Here is a 15,042-nt window from a genome sequence, read left to right as displayed (position 1 = left end):
GCCCGGCCATCCATGGAAAGCCGGAAGCCTATCGGCGCCGGCGCCCGATGATGGCGCGGCAGGTGACTGGCGGCAATGCCGCGACGAAGCACCCACGCGCGGAACGCCCGCGTTATCCGGGTGCGCGAGTGCGGGTGGTCGCCCTTACCCGTGATCGGGCGTGCATGCGCAGGGCCAGTTGGGCCGATGCCGGTGCGGCTGCGATCGGCGGCAATGTCGCAATGCAACGCGCCGGCACGGAACGTCCACGCAGCCTGACCGATGGCCGAGGCGAAGTGATCGTACTGCCCGGACCCGGGGCGACGCGTACCCGGGCTGGCAGGAACACGCCGGCCTTTTTGGGGATACGGGCGGCACCTGCCGATTCGAAGCACGGGCCTGGCCGTGGTGTCGGTGATCGGGAATGGAGCAGCCCAAGGGCTTGTGCAGCTGCCGTCAGGTGGATACGCACGGCACATATTCACCGCGGCGGTCAGCCGTGTCGCATGCAGACTTGGAGGGCGCAGGCGACGTCGGCCTCGGCGCACACGCAGCAATCGTGTTGGTCGTCGTTAGAGCAGCTGGCAAAACGACTGCGCGGGCGCCAGGCGGGCGCGGTCGGTGCTCGGTGCGGCATGTACCACTCGTACACTGCGGTTCCTCCGCGCCGTCCGCATCCACCTGACGACCGCTCGCTACGTTTTGTTAGCCGCTCTTAGTGGAAATCGCGCGAAGGCAGCTGCATCTGGCCGAGCAATTGACTGAGGTCGTACAGATCGCCGGCGATCAGGTGCTCCACGCCGTCCACACGCTCCCAGCGGCCGCGCACCGCGAGCAGGCGCGATTCCAGCAGTGCGCGGCGGCGGCGCAACGCCAGGTGCGCCCAGACGATGACGTTGATCATGCCGTGTTCGTCTTCCAGGGTGACGAAGATGGTGCCCTTGGCGGTGGCCGGACGCTGGCGCTGGGTGACCAGCCCGGCCACGTGTACGCCGCTGCCGTGGCGGCGGCCCTGCAGCTCGCGCAGGCCCAGGATGCGCCGCTGCAGCATCTGCGGGCGCAGCAGCGCCATCGGGTGCTGGCGCAGGCTCAAGCCCACCGTGCGGTAATCGGCCAGGATCTCCTCGCCGGCGCGCGGCGCCTCGAAATGCACCGGGCGTTCGGCCGGGCTGCCCGGCAGCAATGGCCGCCGCGCTTCCACCCCGGCCATGGCCCAGCGCGCGGCGTTGCGGTTGCCCACCATCGACTGCAGCGCGCCGGCTTCGGCCAGTGCCAGGCGCGCCTTTTCGTCGAGTGCGGCGCGCAGGCACAGGTCGCCGATATCGGCGAAGGCGCGTTGCGCGCGTGCTGCGACGATGCGTATGGCCGCCTCTTTCGACAAGCCGCTGACCTGGCGCATGCCCAGGCGGATCGCCGGTTGCTCGCCGGGATCGGCATCGCTGCGCCACGGCCGCCCGCTGACCAGGCTGTTGTCCCAGTCGCTGTGCAGCACATCCACCGGCAACACCTCCACCGGCTGGCGCTCCGGGCTGCCGCGGCGCGCATCCTGCACGATCTGGCTGGCCGAATAGAAGCCCATCGGCTGCGCATTGAGCAGGCCGCAGGCAAACGCCGCCGGCTCGTGACGCTTGAGCCAGCAGCTGGCATAGACGAGCTTGGCGAACGAGGCGGCATGGCTCTGCGGAAACCCGTAGGAGCCGAAACCCTTGATCTGTTCGAAGATCTGGTCGATGAAGGTGGAAGCGTAGCCTTTGCGTTCCATCAGGGCACGTATGCGCACGCGATGCGATTCCATGTCGCCGCCGCGCCGCCAGGCTGCCATCGAGCGGCGTAGATTGTCGGCCTCATCAGGCTCGTAGCCTGCATGGATCACCAGTTCCATCACCTGCTCCTGAAACAGGGGGATTCCCAGGGTTGGCCCGAGAATCTTCTCCACGCCTTCGGAGGGATAACTGATCAGGCTGCTGTCTTTGCGACGTTGCAGATACGGGTGCACCATGTCGCCCTGGATCGGACCTGGCCGCACGATCGCCACCTCGATCACCAGATCGTAGAACACGGCAGGCTTGAGACGCGGCAGCATCGCCATCTGAGCGCGCGATTCGATCTGGAACACACCCACCGTATCGGCACGCTGGATCATCTTGTAGGTCGGCGCATCCTCATCGGGCAGCGTGGCCAGTGTGTAATCGCGACCACGGTGGCCGCTTACCAGATCCAGCGTCTTGCGGATGCAGGTGAGCATGCCCAGGGCCAGGCAATCGACCTTGAGCAGCTTCATGGTTTCCAGATCGTCCTTGTCCCACTGGATGATGGTGCGATCAGCCATGGCCGCGTTCTCCACCGGCACCAGCAACGACAGCGGTTCGTCGGAGATGACGAACCCGCCGACATGCTGGGACAGATGGCGCGGGTGATCGCGCAAGTGCTCGGTCACTTTAAGGATCTTGTCGATCAGCGGGTTGGCCGGATCGAAGCCGGCTTCTTCGATGCGCTGCTGCATCGGCGTATCGCCATTGCCCCAGCCATAGCAATTGGCCAGCAAGGCGATCTGGTCCGGCGGCAAGCTGAAGGCCTTGGCCACGTCGCGTACGGCGCTTTTTCCGCGGTAGCAGATCACCGTGGCTGCCAGCGCGGCGCGCTCACGGCCATACTTGTTGTAGACGTACTGCAGCACTTCCTCGCGGCGTTCGTGCTCGAAATCCACGTCGATATCCGGCGGCTCGTTGCGCGCCTTGGACAGGAAGCGCGAGATCAACAATCGTGTCTTGATCGGATCTACCGAGGTGATGCCGAGCGCATAGCAGACTGCCGAATTTGCTGAAGACCCACGGCCCTGACACAGGATTTTCTTGGACCGGGCAAACTGCACCACATCCTGTACGGTGAGAAAAAATGCCTCGTACTTCTTGTAGGCGATCAGCTCCAGTTCTTTTTCGATGTCATCACGTATTTTTCTTGGCACCCCATCAGGCCAGCGCTCCCGGATGCCGGCCTCGGTGAGCTGACGCAAATAACTGGCAGGCGTATGCCCTTCAGGCACCAGCTCCCTGGGATAGGTGTACTCGAGCTTGGAAATATCGAACGTGCAGCGCTGCGCCAATGTCACGCTGGCCTGCAGCAAGGCCGGCGGATAGATGTTGCCCAGCGCGCGCCGGGTGCGCAGATGCCGCTCGCCATTGCGGAACAGGTACGCGCCGCACTCGGCCAGCGGCAGGGTGTGGCGGATGGCGGTCAGGGTGTCCTGCACGATGCGCTCGCGGCGTTGCGCCATATGCACATCGCCACTGGCCAATGCGGTCATGCCCAGGCGCTGGGCCAGCAGTTGCAGCGCCTGCAGGCGCGCGGCGTCGTCCTGTTCGCGATGCAGCTCCACCGCCAGGAACGCACGCTCGCCGAATACCTGCTGCAACCACGCGCCCTGCTCGGCCTGCGGCTGCACACCGGGCAACCACAACGCGAATACGCCCGGCACCCCGGCGCGGAACTGTGCCTCCACCTCGGCACGCCCCAACCGATAGGCGCCTTTGCCTGCCGCGCGCCGCGCAGTGGTGATCAGCGCACACAGCTGCGGATAGCCTTGCGCATGTTCCACCAGCAGCACGAAGCGAGTGCCATCGACCAGCGTGAATTCGCTGCCGACGATCAACCGCACTCCGGTGGCGCGCGATGCTTCCAGGCCGCGCACGATGCCGGCCAGCGAGCATTCGTCGGTGACCGCCAGCGCGCTGTAGCCGCAGTGCTGCGCGCGGGAAAACAACTGCTCGGCACTGGACGCACCACGCAAAAACGAAAAGTCCGACAGGCAATGCAGCTCGGCATATGCAGGCAGGCCATCGGCATCCTGGGTCTGGGCGATGTCATCGTTGGCCGCGCGCAGCCGTGCGGCCACGTTCCAGGCACGCGGCATGCGCCCGCCGGGCGTCTCGCGGTCCACCCCATCGACGGCGTCATCCCAACTCATGGCCGAACGTCTTCGACAGCGCGCTTTGCCACAAGCACGTCTGCATGCGCGGCAAAGCGCTGCACAGACCCTGCTGCGGACAGCCTGCAGCGCTGGCAGCGACTGCCTGGATCATCGCCGCCATCAGCAGTCGGCAAGGACGTGCCCGCAGACCGCACGCGCATGCACCCGATCACGCAAACCACCCATGCAGCATCCACCCTTCCACGCGGCCGGGCGCGGCAAACACCCAGGCGCGCCGGCCGCGCGCGGTTTCCACCACGTAGTAGTCGCGCCGTGCCTCGTCGTCGTCCCACCAACCGCTTTCCAGGCGCTCCGGGCCGGACACGATGCGCAGTTGCGGATCGTGCAGCGGCACCGGTTGCGGCAGCAGCCAGGTAGGCCGCGGCGGACGCGCCGGCGCGGTGGCGTCGTGCACCGCATCGCCGATGGCGCGGCGCCAAGCACGCTCCGGGCGCGGATCGTCGGCGGGCAACACGCGGTACACCGCCTCGTCGCCCAGCCGCGCACGCAGCCGCTCGCGCAGCTGCGGCCAGTCCACCGACTGCTGTGCGCGTTGATCGAACAGGTCGCGCATGGCCGGCACGAACGGCGGCAGCTGCTTGGCCAGCAGGCGCATCGCCACCACTGGCCGCGGAATCTCCACCCGTTCCAGCCGGTTACGGGCCAGCTCGAACAACAGCGTGGGCGCACGCTCAGGCGTGAGCAGGCCGATCTCGACGTCGGTGGCGCCTTCTTCGTGCTCCAGCCGCAGCAGGAAACGCTGCACGCCACCATCGCGGATCGACAGATAGGTGCATAGGTCGCCGATCAACCGGCGCAGCGGGAACAGCAAGGCCGGGTGCGTTTCCACCTCGTAGCCCAGCTCCACGCGCTGGTCGAAATGGTCCGGCGGCGCATAGCAGTCCAGCGGGTCATCGGCATCGCCGTAGAGACGGTCCAGATGTTCCAGCAGGCCGGCCCCGAAACGCCGGCGCAGGCCATCGCGCGGCAGCGCACGGACTGCGGCGAGCGTGCGCAGGCCCATGTGCTGCAGGCGCTCGCCGGCATCGCCCGGCAAGGCCGCGCGGCGCACCGGCACGGTGTCCAGCGTGCGGTGCAAGGCCGGCAGTTCGGTCACCACCATGCCATCGCGCAGGCCGGCCAGCACCCGCGCCGCGCGCGGCGTGGGCGCCAGCGCAAGCCGGTGCTGGAAGCCCAACGCCTGCAGTTCGTCGCGCAAGCGGCGCTCGAAGCGTGGCCAGGGGCCGAACAAGCGGAAGCTGGCTGCCGCTTCCAGCACGATAGCGCGCGACCACTGCTGGCTCACCAGCGAGCTATGCCGGTATGCCCAGGCCGCAAGAAACCGCTGCGTGCGCGCTTCGTTCTGCGCGTCGTAATCGATGGTGCGCACCTGCGTCATCAGCGCATGCGCCGCCGACAACCGCATGCCCGCCTTCAAGCCGGCCGCGGCGGCCGCGGCATTGACCGAATGCAGGCTGCGCAGCTGCGCCGGCCCCTGCACCAGCACCAGCGGCGCCTGCGGTTCTTCCATGCGCCGCAGGACAGCGTCCAGCGCCAGCTGTGGCAGCAATAGGCAGGCCCACAACATGCGCGCCTCAATGCGCCAGCCGCAGCGGCTGCGAGGGCACCTGCCCGCCGCGGCACTTGCGCACCTGCCAGGCATCGCGCTCGGGCAGGAATTCCAGCCGCAGCGCCGCCGGCGATGCATTGACCGCGTGCCGGCGGTCGCGCAACGCGAACGCGCAGCAGTTGCCGCTGTCGGCTGCCACCTGCAGGCGCCGCAGCGCACGGGCATCGCCGGTCTTCGGCCAACCCAGCACCGCCGCACAGGCCCCGCTGCGCAGGCATTGCTCGAACGCCCACAGCGCTTCGCGCGGCTCGGCCTGCACCACCTCCAGCTGTTGCAGCACCACCCCACCCGCCTGCCAGGCCGGCGCATACGGAATGAACGGCGGCGCCACCAGCACCACCCGGCTGCCGGCACCGGTCATGCGCGCCAGCGTGGGCAGCAGCAAGGCGATCTCGCCGATGCCATGGGCGGGCAGCAACAGTTCGGTCAGCGCGCGCCGCGGCCAGCCACCATCGGGCAGCACCGCATCCAGCCCGGCATGCCCGGTGGCTTCGCCGCCGCCGACGGTGGCCGTGCCGTGGCCGGCCCGCCATACCGTGCGCGCCGCCAGCAACGCATCCAGCGGCATCGCCACCGCCGCATTGCCGTACTGTCGCAGTTGCACCGGCTCGCTCATCTCAACCCTGCCGGATCAGGCCGCAGTAGAGCCCTTCGATCGCGAAGTCGGCATCGGCCGGCACCACGATCGGCGCATGCGCGCGGTTGCGCGGCAGCAGGCGGATACGCTCTGCGCCACGCTCCAGCCGCTTGATGGTGATTTCGCCATCCACCCGCGCCACCACGATCTGCCCATCGCGCGCCTCGTTGCTGCGGTGCACGCCGACCAGGTCGCCGTCCAGGATGCCGTCGTCGATCATCGAATCGCCCTGCACCTTGAGCAGGTAATCCGGCCGCAGCGAAAACAGCGCGCGGTCCAGCCACAGTTGCCGGTCCAGGCCGATATCCGCGCCGATCGGCACGCCGGCCGCCACCCGCCCCAGCACCGGCAACGCCAGCAAGGCATCGCGCCCGTCACTGCCCGGCACGCGGATACCGCGCTTCTGATTGGGCCGCAGTTCGATCAAGCCGGCCTCGGCCAGCGCCTGCACATGCTTCTGCGCCGCGGTGCGCGAGGCGAACCCGAACGCCTGCGCGATCTCGGCCAGGCTGGGAGAGACCCCTGCCATGGCTTGCTCCTGCAGAAACGCCAGCACGGCGGCACGTTGGGGGGTGAGCGGTGGCATCGGGGCGCGGCAACTGGATGGGACAAGGTGTACATTTGTACACCGATCGGTCGCAGCAGGCGAGATTGGCTTGCTGAGCCGCTTCAGCACGCCACTTGCGAGTAGTCGAGGCGCAAGTTATAACTCAAGTACTAACGCGAGATGCCGCCATGAAACTCAAAATCACTGCCATCGGCAATTCCTCAGGGGTCATCCTGCCCAAGGAACTGCTTGCCCGCCTGCGGCTTGGCAAAGGCGATGAACTCTATGCACTGGAGACGCCAGACGGCATCAAGCTGACCGCCTTCGACCCGACGCTGGCGGCGCAGATGGATGTGGCCGAGCAGGTGATGCGTGAGCGTCGCACGTTGCTGCACAAGTTGGCGCAGTAGCCCGCAGCCATGATCATCTGGATCGAACGGCCCCTGCTGATGGCCATCCATGACCGCCAGCTGGCAGAGCATGGTGGCGGCAGCGGCGTGCGCGACGATGCCCTGCTCGACTCGGCACTGGCCAGACCCAGGCAATTGCTGTCCTACGGCGACCCGCCACCGGATCTGGCGGCACTTGCGGCCAGCCTGGCCTATGGTCTGGCGCGCAATCACCCGTTTGTCGACGGCAACAAACGCACCGCCGCCGTCGCTTGCGAAACCTTCATCGTGCTCAACGGCGCAAGCCTGGTAGCAGACGACCTGGAACTCTACGGGTTCTACATCGGGCTGGCCGACGGCTCGCTGGACGAGGCGGCCTGCGCGGCGTGGTTGCGGCCCCGCCTGCAAGTACGGCACCCGCAGCGCGTCAACGAATCAACGCCCGACTACGGCTGAAGCGCACTGACCGATGCGCACCGTGTGGGGCATTGCACGAACGCCGTGCCTGGCCGACGCACGCAACCTGATCGATCGCAGCGCTAGCTCTTGCTGCCCTGGCCGGTACGCTGGCGTGTTGCCGCCGCCTTCTTCGCCGCTGCCTTGCGCACGGCCGGGCCTTTGGTTTTCGCGGCTTTCTTCGCAGCTGCCGAGCGGTCGCTGGCGCTGCGCTTGCTGGCTGCGTGCCTGGTCTGTGCCGACAATGCCTGCTTGCCCACCGTTTGGCTGGCCGTGGTCTTCCTGCTTGCGGTCTTCAGCGCTTTCTTTGCACACGCTGCGCGCGTCGGCGAGGTCGGCGTGTCGGATTGGGCTGCAGCGCTGTCATGTGCGGCTTTCTTCCTGGTGGCCTTGGATGCGGTGTTGGAAGGCGGCGCGTCCACGCCATCACGGCGCGCCTTGGACAAGCCGATCGCGATCGCCTGCTGGGTGTTCTTGACCCCGTGCGTCCCCTTGCGCACGCGTTCGACTTCTTCCTTGACGTATTCGCCGGCCTGCGTGCTGGCCGACTTTCCTTCGCGCTTGCCCTTGGCGGCGGCGCGGCGTGTCTTGGCGTCTGGCATGGGAGCGTCCAGTGCGGGAGTCGTTGCACGGTGTAACAAGCGCGGCGTCAATGCGAGGTGGGTAACGTGCCTGTCCAGTATGGAAATCTCATCGTCTGCTGCTGGCACCACCCCAGCGCGTGGTTGGGATGCGCATCTTCAACGCGCGTTGGAAGCTGACATCGCCGCAGTCAGCCTTTCCCCGCCGGCAACGGCTCACCCTGCGCATTGAAGTCTGCATGGCAGCACCTGCCTGGAAACTGCAACCCTGCCCGCCTGCACTGCGTCACCGGCTCGCCGACCCGCTCACCGCGCTCCGCAATACCACGCCCAGATCCGCTCGGGCAGATGCGGCTGCAGCGGCAGATCCATGGCGCGGTAGCCATCGAGCACATCGCGCAGCGCGCGTTGGGCCGGTGTCGGCCCCAGCAGGCCATCCAGTTCGTCCGGACTCAGCTGCACGGCCGACCAGTCGTACAACCGATCGATGCGCTGCGCCATCGCCGCGTGCAACCAGTCGCGCACTACGAACACGCGGTAGCCGTGGGCCTGCAAACCACCCACTGCCAGTTCCAGCGCCTCACTCACCCCACGGAACCACTCGGTTTGCCCACCGGCCGCGATGCGGATCGCCATCGGCGCCGGTGCATTGTGCGCACGCAAGGGCCGACGCAGTTGCAGCTCCAGATCGCGCGCATCGCGCTCGCGTTCGGTTTCCACCAGCAGCCCGCGTTCGAGATCGAAGAACTCGAACCAGCGCGGGTGCAGGCTGCCGATGCGTGCCAATGGGTCGCGCGAAAAGCCGATCTTGCAATGGTCTTCCCATTGGCACGGAAACACGTAGGTAAAGCAGCGGCCATCGGTCGCCACCGTCGCGCCACGGCCCTTGCGCGCCGTCATCGCTGCCCTGCACGCGTACGCGCTGACGGCGATGATGCAGCCGGATCCGGCGCCGGCTCCCAGCCGAATACGCTGCGCCCGCCATAACGGTGCGCATCGCGCCGTTCCTGCGCGATGTACTCATCGACCGAGGGGCCGTGTGCGGTGGCTTCGAGCCGGCGCGCCTGTGCGTCCAGCCGCGCAATCGCCTGCAGGCGTTCGTCATTGCCCAGCCGGGCCTGTTGCATCGCCTGCTTGAGCACGCCGATGGTGTGGTCGAGCACGCGCGTGGGCACCGGGAACGGCTGCCGGTCCTTGCCGCCATGGGCCAGCGAAAAACGCGCCGGGTCGCTGAACCGGCAGGGCGTCCCGTGCATCACCTCGGCCACCATCGCCAGCGAGCGCAATGTGCGTGCGCCCACACCGGGCACCTGCAACAAGGCAGTGAAATCGCGCGGGCCAGCCTCTGCTGCGGCGGCCAGGCTGGCATGCAGGCGCCGCGCAATCACCGTCTCGCTGCGCACCTCATGATGGTCGGGCATGCACAGATGCGGTTGCTGCGCCGGGTCCCAGGCGTGGCCGGCGAACAGATCGCCGGTGACCGGGGCCGGGGCGACAACCGCCGATGCAGGCGCTGCTGCATCGGCGATGCGTTGCCACTGGCGTGCCAACCGGTCCGGTGCGGTGCTGCGCAACAGCTCCACTTGCGCATCGCGCGAGGCAGCGGCGCGATGGTCGGTCAGATTGAAGATAGCGCCCTGGTGCCTCCCGTCGATGGCCGCATGCGGTGCATCGACAAAGCTGCTCAAACCTTCCGACAGCCAGTGATAGCGGCGCGCCTGCTTGCGCTGCGTCTGCATGCCCTGCTGCACCACCACCCAGCGGCCATCGTCGCTGACGATGAAACCGTGCAGATACAGGTCGAATCCATCCTGTACCGCTGCGCTGTCCACCTTGGCCACCAGGCGGCTGGCCTGCGCCAGTGCCGCGCCGTCGATGCCCACCGCATCGCCTACCGCCAGCAACTCGGCGGGCGTGGCACGCGAATGCCGGCCGCGTCCGCCGCAGACATGGATCCCGAGCTCGCCGGCCAACGGCGTCAGGCCGCGCTTGAGCGCACCGATCACGCTGGTGGTGATGCCCGAGGAATGCCAGTCCATGCCCATCACCGCGCCGAACGACTGGAACCAGTACGGATGCGCAAGCCGCCGCAACAATTCGTCGCGCCCGTAGCTGTGCACGATCGCCTCGCACATCACCGTGCCCAGCCGCGTCATGCGCTCGCCCAGCCAGTGCGGAACACGTCCGCCATGCAACGGAAGATCCGCACTGCCGCCGCGCCGGCTCATTGCTGCCACCGTGTTCTCATCGTGCAAGGATACCGGCGCGCGGTCGCAGCAGCCGGGACACCGGCACATGCCGCAGCAGCGTCGCTGACGAATTCAGCTCCCGGACCATCGCGTGTTGCGCATCCCTACAATGCCTGTCCGCGCAAGCGTGCCACCGTCACAGTACGGCACGCTGCCTGCAGCATCGCGTGGCAAACATCGCTTCGGTGTCGGTGCGGTCACTCTGTCTTGACTACGGCGCGCCCAAGGTGGTGGCCCTCCTCAGCCATCGCCACGGGGTTCGCATGAATGCCACGCCCGCCACCGCCCATGACAAGGCATCGGCACCCGCCACATCCGCGCCGACCTATCCGGTCAATCTGCGCATCAACGGCCAGCCCTATCACTTGCAGCTCGAAGCCTGGGTGAGCCTGCTCGACCTGTTGCGCGACCGGCTCGATCTCACCGGCACCAAGAAAGGCTGCGATCACGGCCAATGCGGCGCCTGCACGGTGCTGGTGAACGGGCGCCGCATCAATAGCTGCCTGACGCTGGCCGTGATGCAGGACGGTGCCGACATCACCACCGTCGAAGGTCTTGCCGACGGCGAGCGACTGCATCCGTTGCAACGCGCCTTCATCGAACGCGATGCCTTCCAGTGCGGCTACTGCACGCCGGGCCAGTTGTGCTCCGCTGCCGGCCTGCTCAACGAAGGCAAGGCGCATACCCGCGACCAGGTGCGCGAATTGATGAGCGGCAACCTGTGCCGCTGCGGCGCCTATCCGCAGATCACCGACGCGGTGATGGATGTGCTCGATGCATCCGGCCAGGCAAGCCAGAGCACCAGCAAGACCTGGGAACCAGGGACGGTGCCGGCATGATCCCACTCAGCTATGCGCGCGCAGACAGCATCGACGCCGCGCTCACCGCCATCACCCCGCGCGCCGACGAGGCACACCCCGTGCCGTCGCAAGCGCCGGTCCGTCTGATCGCCGGCGGCACCAATCTCACCGACCTGATGAAACTGCAGCTGATGCGGCCCAGCCGCCTGGTCGACATCAATCGCCTGCCGCTGGACAGCATCACCGTCCAGCCCGATGGCGGCCTGCGCCTGGGTGCACTCGCGCGCAACGCCGATACCGCCTATCACCCGGAAGTGGAAACACGTTACCCGTTATTGAGTGCGGCCATCCTGGCCGGCGCCTCGGCGCAGATCCGCAACATGGCCAGCAATGGCGGCAACCTGCTGCAGCGCACCCGCTGCCTGTATTTCTACGACAGCGCCACGCCCTGCAACAAGCGCGCACCCGGCAGCGGTTGCTCGGCCATCGGCGGGCTCACCACCTACAACGCCATCCTGGGCACCAGCGCGCACTGCATCGCCACCCATCCATCGGACATGTGCGTGGCACTGGCTGCACTGGATGCGGTGGTGCATGTGCAAGGCCCAACCGGCGAACGCGATATCGCATTTGCCGATTTCCACCGCCTGCCCGGCGACCACCCGGAGCTGGACAGCACGCTGGCGCCGGACGAATTGATCGTGCATATCGACCTGCCCGAGGCGCAGCGTTTCGTCGCGCACAGCGCCTACCTGAAAATCCGCGAGCGCCTGTCGTATGCGTTTGCGCTGGTCTCGGTCGCCGCCGCGCTGGATCTGGCCGAGGACGGCAGCATCGGCGAGGTGCGCGTTGCCCTGGGGGGCGTGGCGCACAAGCCCTGGCGCAAGCCGGAGGCCGAAGCACAGCTGGTGGGCCTGCCCGCCAACGCAGACAGTTTCGCGCGCCTGGCCGACGCGTTGCTGCAGGGTGCGCAGCCGCAGGGCGCCAACGCCTTCAAGCTGCCGTTGGCACGTCGCACCATCGTGCGCGCGCTCGAGGTCGCGCGCGAGGGCAGCATCGACAACCGCGGGCGCCCCCATGCGCTGGAGGAATCGCCATGAACGCACGCAGCTCCGATCTATCCAACACCGAATTGACGCCACCGGTCGCCGATCGAGGCACCGGCTTCCGCCCCACGGGCACTGGCGTGCCGCGCATCGATGGACGCGCAAAAGTCACCGGCCAGGCACGCTATGCCGCCGAATGGCCGGTGCCGGACCTGGCCTATGGCGTGGTGGTCAGCAGCAGCATTGCGAAGGGAACCATCGTCGGCTTCGACTTGGCAGCCGCACGCGCGGTCCCCGGCGTGCTGGAGATCGTCACCCACGAGAATCGCCCGCATATGCGCGGCATGGATCTGTTCTACAAGGACATGACCGCACCGCCCGGCTCGCCGTTCCGGCCGCTGTACGACAACGTCATTCTCTATAGCGGCCAGCCCGTCGCGCTGGTGGTGGCCGACACGTTCGAGGCGGCGCGGCATGCCGCGCAGCTGGTGCAGGTGGAGTACGCGCAGGAACCGCATCAAACCGATTTGATGACACAGCTGGACCGTGCGCACAAACCCAAGGGCATGCGTGCCGGCTTCACGCCGCCGCCCAAGGACAAGGGTAAGCCGGACACGGCCTTTGCCGATGCCGCCTGCCAGGTGCAGGCCGATTACTACAGCGGTGTGGAGCACCACAATCCGATGGAGCTGTTCGCCTCCACCGTGATCCGCGAAGACGACGGCCACTTCACCATCTACGACAAGACCCAGGGCTCGCAGAACAGCCGCTGGTATGTCTCGCATGTGTTCGGCCTGAGCAAGCGCAAGGTGACCGTGCGCAATCCGTACGTGGGCGGCGCGTTCGGCTCCGGGCTGCGCCCGCAATACCAGCTGGCGCTGGCGGTGATGGCGTCCATCCTGCTGGATCGCTCAGTGCGCGTGGTGCTCACCCGCCAGCAGATGTTCACCTTCGGCCACCGCCCGGAAACCGTGCAGCGGCTCAAGCTCGGCGCCGATCGCGACGGCACGCTGCGTGCGATCTGGCACGAGGCCATCGCCGAAACCTCGCGCATCGAAGACTACGTCGAAGTGGTGGTCAACTGGAGCGGGCAGCTGTATGCCTGCGACAATGTGCACCTGGGCTACAACCTGGTCAGCCTAGACCAGTACAGCCCGATGGACATGCGCGCCCCCGGCGCTACCCATGGCATGCACGCGCTGGAAGTGGCGATGGACGAACTGTCCTACGAAGTGGGCATCGATCCGCTGGCGCTGCGGCTGAAGAACTACGCCGAGGTCAACCCGGCCGACGACACGCCGTTTTCCAGCAAGGCCTTGCGCGAGTGCTACCAGCAAGGCGCCGAGCGCTTCGGCTGGTCGCAGCGCCCCCTGCAGACACGCGCGCGCAAGGAAGGCCGTGAATGGGTCGGCTGGGGCATGGCCACCGGGCAATGGGATGCGATGCAGATGTTCGCGCGTGCGCATGCCGTGCTGCATGCCGACGGGCGCCTGGTGGTGAGCAGCGCCGCCAGCGATATCGGCACCGGCACCTATACGGTGATGGCGATGATCGCCGCCGAAGCACTCGGCCTGCCGCTGGAACAGGTCACCTTCCAGCTTGGCGATTCCACCTTGCCGGTTGCTCCCATCGAGGGCGGCTCATCGCATGTGAGCACGGTCGGCTCGGCCGTGGATGGCGTCTGCCGCAAATTGCAGACCCAGCTATTGCGGCTGGCGCAGGCGCTGCCCGATTCGCGCTTCGCACGTACCAAGCTGGACGATGTGGTGTTCGCCGATGGCAGCATCGCCTTGCGCGCGGACTCCAGCAGTGCCATCGCCTTGCCGGAACTGATGCGGGCCGCAGGAAAGGAGCAGATCGACGACAAGTTCCTGCTGCTGCCCAATGTGCTCAAGCAACGCAAATACACCCGCGCCACGCACGGGGCGGTGTTCGTCGAAGTGCGGGTGGACGAGGAACTGGGCACGGTGCGGGTCACGCGCGTGGTCAGTGCGATCGCCGCCGGACGCATCCTCAACCCCACCACCGCGCGCAGCCAGATCATCGGTGGCGTGGTGTGGGGCATCGGCCAGGCCCTGCACGAGCACACCCAGGCCGATCACCGCTTCGGCCGCTTCATGAATCACGATCTTGCCCAGTATCACGTGTCCGCCAATGCCGACATCCATGACATCGAGGTGATCTTCGCCGACGAAGACGACCGCGTGGTCAGCAGCCTGGGCGCAAAGGGCGTGGGCGAGATCGGCCAGGTGGGCGTGTCTGCGGCCATCTGCAATGCCATCTTCCACGCCACCGGCAAGCGCATCCGCAGCACGCCGATGACGCCGGAGAAGATCATGGCCGACTGAACAATGCCAGGCACCCGGTACGCCTGACGCCCGACGGCGTCAGGCGCACGAGCCACTACAAATACCGATTGAGCCCTCTCCACAGTCGACGACCGTAAACTTCCGGTGAACTCATCTGTACATGCGCTCTTTGTGCGCGGGACACCCCATTCCGTCAAATGGGTATGGCCGTTGACGGAAGGCTGAAACTTGCTGACCAGATACCTCTGGCAAAGACACTCGGGCAATCGCTTATTGGCCCAGGAACTGGTCACTCAGCGAGCAGCCCCGAATTGTTCCCAGGTGAGTCCGGGGATATGGACATAGGTAGGGCGGGCAAGCTCACCCCTAGCTGTGTAAACCCACCACGTTGTTCAGTGGAATGTGGATGCGGGAGATGGGGGGGCGTTTTCCGAGACTGGCATGGGGCCGAT

12 protein-coding genes and 1 other RNA gene are annotated in these 15,042 nt (G+C 67.0%); 6 read left to right on the top strand and 7 right to left on the bottom strand.

What is annotated here, in order from left to right; genetic code table 11:
- Positions 1-614: 614 nt before the first annotated feature.
- Positions 615-690, top strand: a non-coding RNA gene (locus XcodCFBP4690_RS02575) — sX9 sRNA.
- Positions 691-694: 4 nt separating this feature from the next.
- Here the strand turns inward: XcodCFBP4690_RS02575 and XcodCFBP4690_RS02570 are convergent.
- The 4 genes from XcodCFBP4690_RS02570 to lexA form a co-directional block, all read right to left on the bottom strand.
- Positions 695-3,943: an error-prone DNA polymerase gene (locus tag XcodCFBP4690_RS02570; protein ID WP_167394449.1), complete on the bottom strand. Its 3,249-nt coding sequence runs from the start codon at positions 3,941-3,943 to the stop codon at positions 695-697.
- 172 nt (positions 3,944-4,115) lie between these two features.
- Entirely contained in the window at positions 4,116-5,534 is a 1,419-nt protein-coding gene (locus tag XcodCFBP4690_RS02565) for a Y-family DNA polymerase (RefSeq protein ID WP_104539511.1), read from the bottom strand.
- Between the two features lie 7 nt (positions 5,535-5,541).
- On the bottom strand, positions 5,542-6,192 hold the full coding sequence (imuA, locus tag XcodCFBP4690_RS02560) for a translesion DNA synthesis-associated protein ImuA (protein ID WP_167394448.1): 651 nt from the start codon (positions 6,190-6,192) through the stop codon (positions 5,542-5,544).
- Position 6,193: 1 nt separating this feature from the next.
- Positions 6,194-6,799 (bottom strand): transcriptional repressor LexA, encoded by a 606-nt coding sequence (lexA, locus tag XcodCFBP4690_RS02555; protein WP_104539510.1) that lies wholly within the window; start codon positions 6,797-6,799, stop codon positions 6,194-6,196.
- 149 nt (positions 6,800-6,948) lie between these two features.
- Between lexA and XcodCFBP4690_RS02550 the strand changes: the two genes are divergently transcribed.
- Positions 6,949-7,170: an AbrB/MazE/SpoVT family DNA-binding domain-containing protein gene (locus XcodCFBP4690_RS02550; RefSeq protein ID WP_104539509.1), complete on the top strand. Its 222-nt coding sequence runs from the start codon at positions 6,949-6,951 to the stop codon at positions 7,168-7,170.
- Positions 7,171-7,179: 9 nt separating this feature from the next.
- On the top strand, positions 7,180-7,605 hold the full coding sequence (locus XcodCFBP4690_RS02545; RefSeq protein ID WP_104539508.1) for a type II toxin-antitoxin system death-on-curing family toxin: 426 nt from the start codon (positions 7,180-7,182) through the stop codon (positions 7,603-7,605).
- An 83-nt stretch (positions 7,606-7,688) separates the two neighbouring features.
- Here XcodCFBP4690_RS02545 and XcodCFBP4690_RS02540 read toward each other — a convergent pair whose 3' ends face one another.
- From XcodCFBP4690_RS02540 to XcodCFBP4690_RS02530, 3 genes are all read right to left on the bottom strand, one after another.
- Positions 7,689-8,207 carry a DUF6496 domain-containing protein gene (locus XcodCFBP4690_RS02540; RefSeq protein ID WP_104539507.1) on the bottom strand — a complete coding sequence of 173 codons (519 nt, stop codon included), beginning with the start codon at positions 8,205-8,207 and terminating at the stop codon, positions 7,689-7,691.
- Between the two features lie 285 nt (positions 8,208-8,492).
- Positions 8,493-9,086 carry a GIY-YIG nuclease family protein gene (locus XcodCFBP4690_RS02535; RefSeq protein ID WP_104539506.1) on the bottom strand — a complete coding sequence of 198 codons (594 nt, stop codon included), beginning with the start codon at positions 9,084-9,086 and terminating at the stop codon, positions 8,493-8,495.
- Positions 9,083-10,414 carry a DUF763 domain-containing protein gene (locus XcodCFBP4690_RS02530; RefSeq protein WP_104539505.1) on the bottom strand — a complete coding sequence of 444 codons (1,332 nt, stop codon included), beginning with the start codon at positions 10,412-10,414 and terminating at the stop codon, positions 9,083-9,085. The genes XcodCFBP4690_RS02535 and XcodCFBP4690_RS02530 overlap by 4 nt, the downstream gene beginning before the upstream one ends.
- Positions 10,415-10,698: 284 nt before the next feature.
- On the opposite strand from XcodCFBP4690_RS02530, the gene XcodCFBP4690_RS02525 reads away from it, so the two are divergent.
- From XcodCFBP4690_RS02525 to XcodCFBP4690_RS02515, 3 genes are read left to right on the top strand one after another with little or no spacing between them, the layout of a single operon-like run.
- The gene (locus tag XcodCFBP4690_RS02525) at positions 10,699-11,274 is read left to right on the top strand and encodes a (2Fe-2S)-binding protein (RefSeq protein WP_104539504.1); all 576 of its coding nucleotides are present in this window, start codon (positions 10,699-10,701) and stop codon (positions 11,272-11,274) included.
- Positions 11,247-12,335, top strand: coding sequence for an FAD binding domain-containing protein (locus tag XcodCFBP4690_RS02520; protein ID WP_167394458.1), 1,089 nt, complete (start codon positions 11,247-11,249; stop codon positions 12,333-12,335). Before XcodCFBP4690_RS02525 ends, XcodCFBP4690_RS02520 begins: the two co-directional genes overlap by 28 nt.
- Positions 12,332-14,629 (top strand): xanthine dehydrogenase family protein molybdopterin-binding subunit, encoded by a 2,298-nt coding sequence (locus XcodCFBP4690_RS02515; RefSeq protein WP_104539502.1) that lies wholly within the window; start codon positions 12,332-12,334, stop codon positions 14,627-14,629. Before XcodCFBP4690_RS02520 ends, XcodCFBP4690_RS02515 begins: the two co-directional genes overlap by 4 nt.
- Positions 14,630-15,042: the final 413 nt, after the last annotated feature.

The organism is Xanthomonas codiaei (assembly GCF_002939785.1).
Lineage (GTDB): Bacteria > Pseudomonadota > Gammaproteobacteria > Xanthomonadales > Xanthomonadaceae > Xanthomonas > Xanthomonas codiaei.
The sequence above is the reverse complement of the archived record's forward strand: the minus strand, read 5'-3'. Positions and strand labels throughout refer to the sequence as shown.

Excerpts from the sequence above, each read along its gene's own strand:
- XcodCFBP4690_RS02570 (WP_167394449.1), bottom strand. The coding sequence starts at position 3,943 with ATGAGTTGGGATGACGCCGTCGATGGGGTGGACCGCGAGACGCCCGGC.
- XcodCFBP4690_RS02565 (WP_104539511.1), bottom strand. The coding sequence starts at position 5,534 with ATGTTGTGGGCCTGCCTATTGCTGCCACAGCTGGCGCTGGACGCTGTC.
- imuA (WP_167394448.1), bottom strand. The coding sequence starts at position 6,192 with ATGAGCGAGCCGGTGCAACTGCGACAGTACGGCAATGCGGCGGTGGCG.
- lexA (WP_104539510.1), bottom strand. The coding sequence starts at position 6,799 with ATGCCACCGCTCACCCCCCAACGTGCCGCCGTGCTGGCGTTTCTGCAG.
- XcodCFBP4690_RS02550 (WP_104539509.1), top strand. The coding sequence starts at position 6,949 with ATGAAACTCAAAATCACTGCCATCGGCAATTCCTCAGGGGTCATCCTG.
- XcodCFBP4690_RS02545 (WP_104539508.1), top strand. The coding sequence starts at position 7,180 with ATGATCATCTGGATCGAACGGCCCCTGCTGATGGCCATCCATGACCGC.
- XcodCFBP4690_RS02540 (WP_104539507.1), bottom strand. The coding sequence starts at position 8,207 with ATGCCAGACGCCAAGACACGCCGCGCCGCCGCCAAGGGCAAGCGCGAA.
- XcodCFBP4690_RS02535 (WP_104539506.1), bottom strand. The coding sequence starts at position 9,086 with ATGACGGCGCGCAAGGGCCGTGGCGCGACGGTGGCGACCGATGGCCGC.
- XcodCFBP4690_RS02530 (WP_104539505.1), bottom strand. The coding sequence starts at position 10,414 with ATGAGCCGGCGCGGCGGCAGTGCGGATCTTCCGTTGCATGGCGGACGT.
- XcodCFBP4690_RS02525 (WP_104539504.1), top strand. The coding sequence starts at position 10,699 with ATGAATGCCACGCCCGCCACCGCCCATGACAAGGCATCGGCACCCGCC.
- XcodCFBP4690_RS02515 (WP_104539502.1), top strand. The coding sequence starts at position 12,332 with ATGAACGCACGCAGCTCCGATCTATCCAACACCGAATTGACGCCACCG.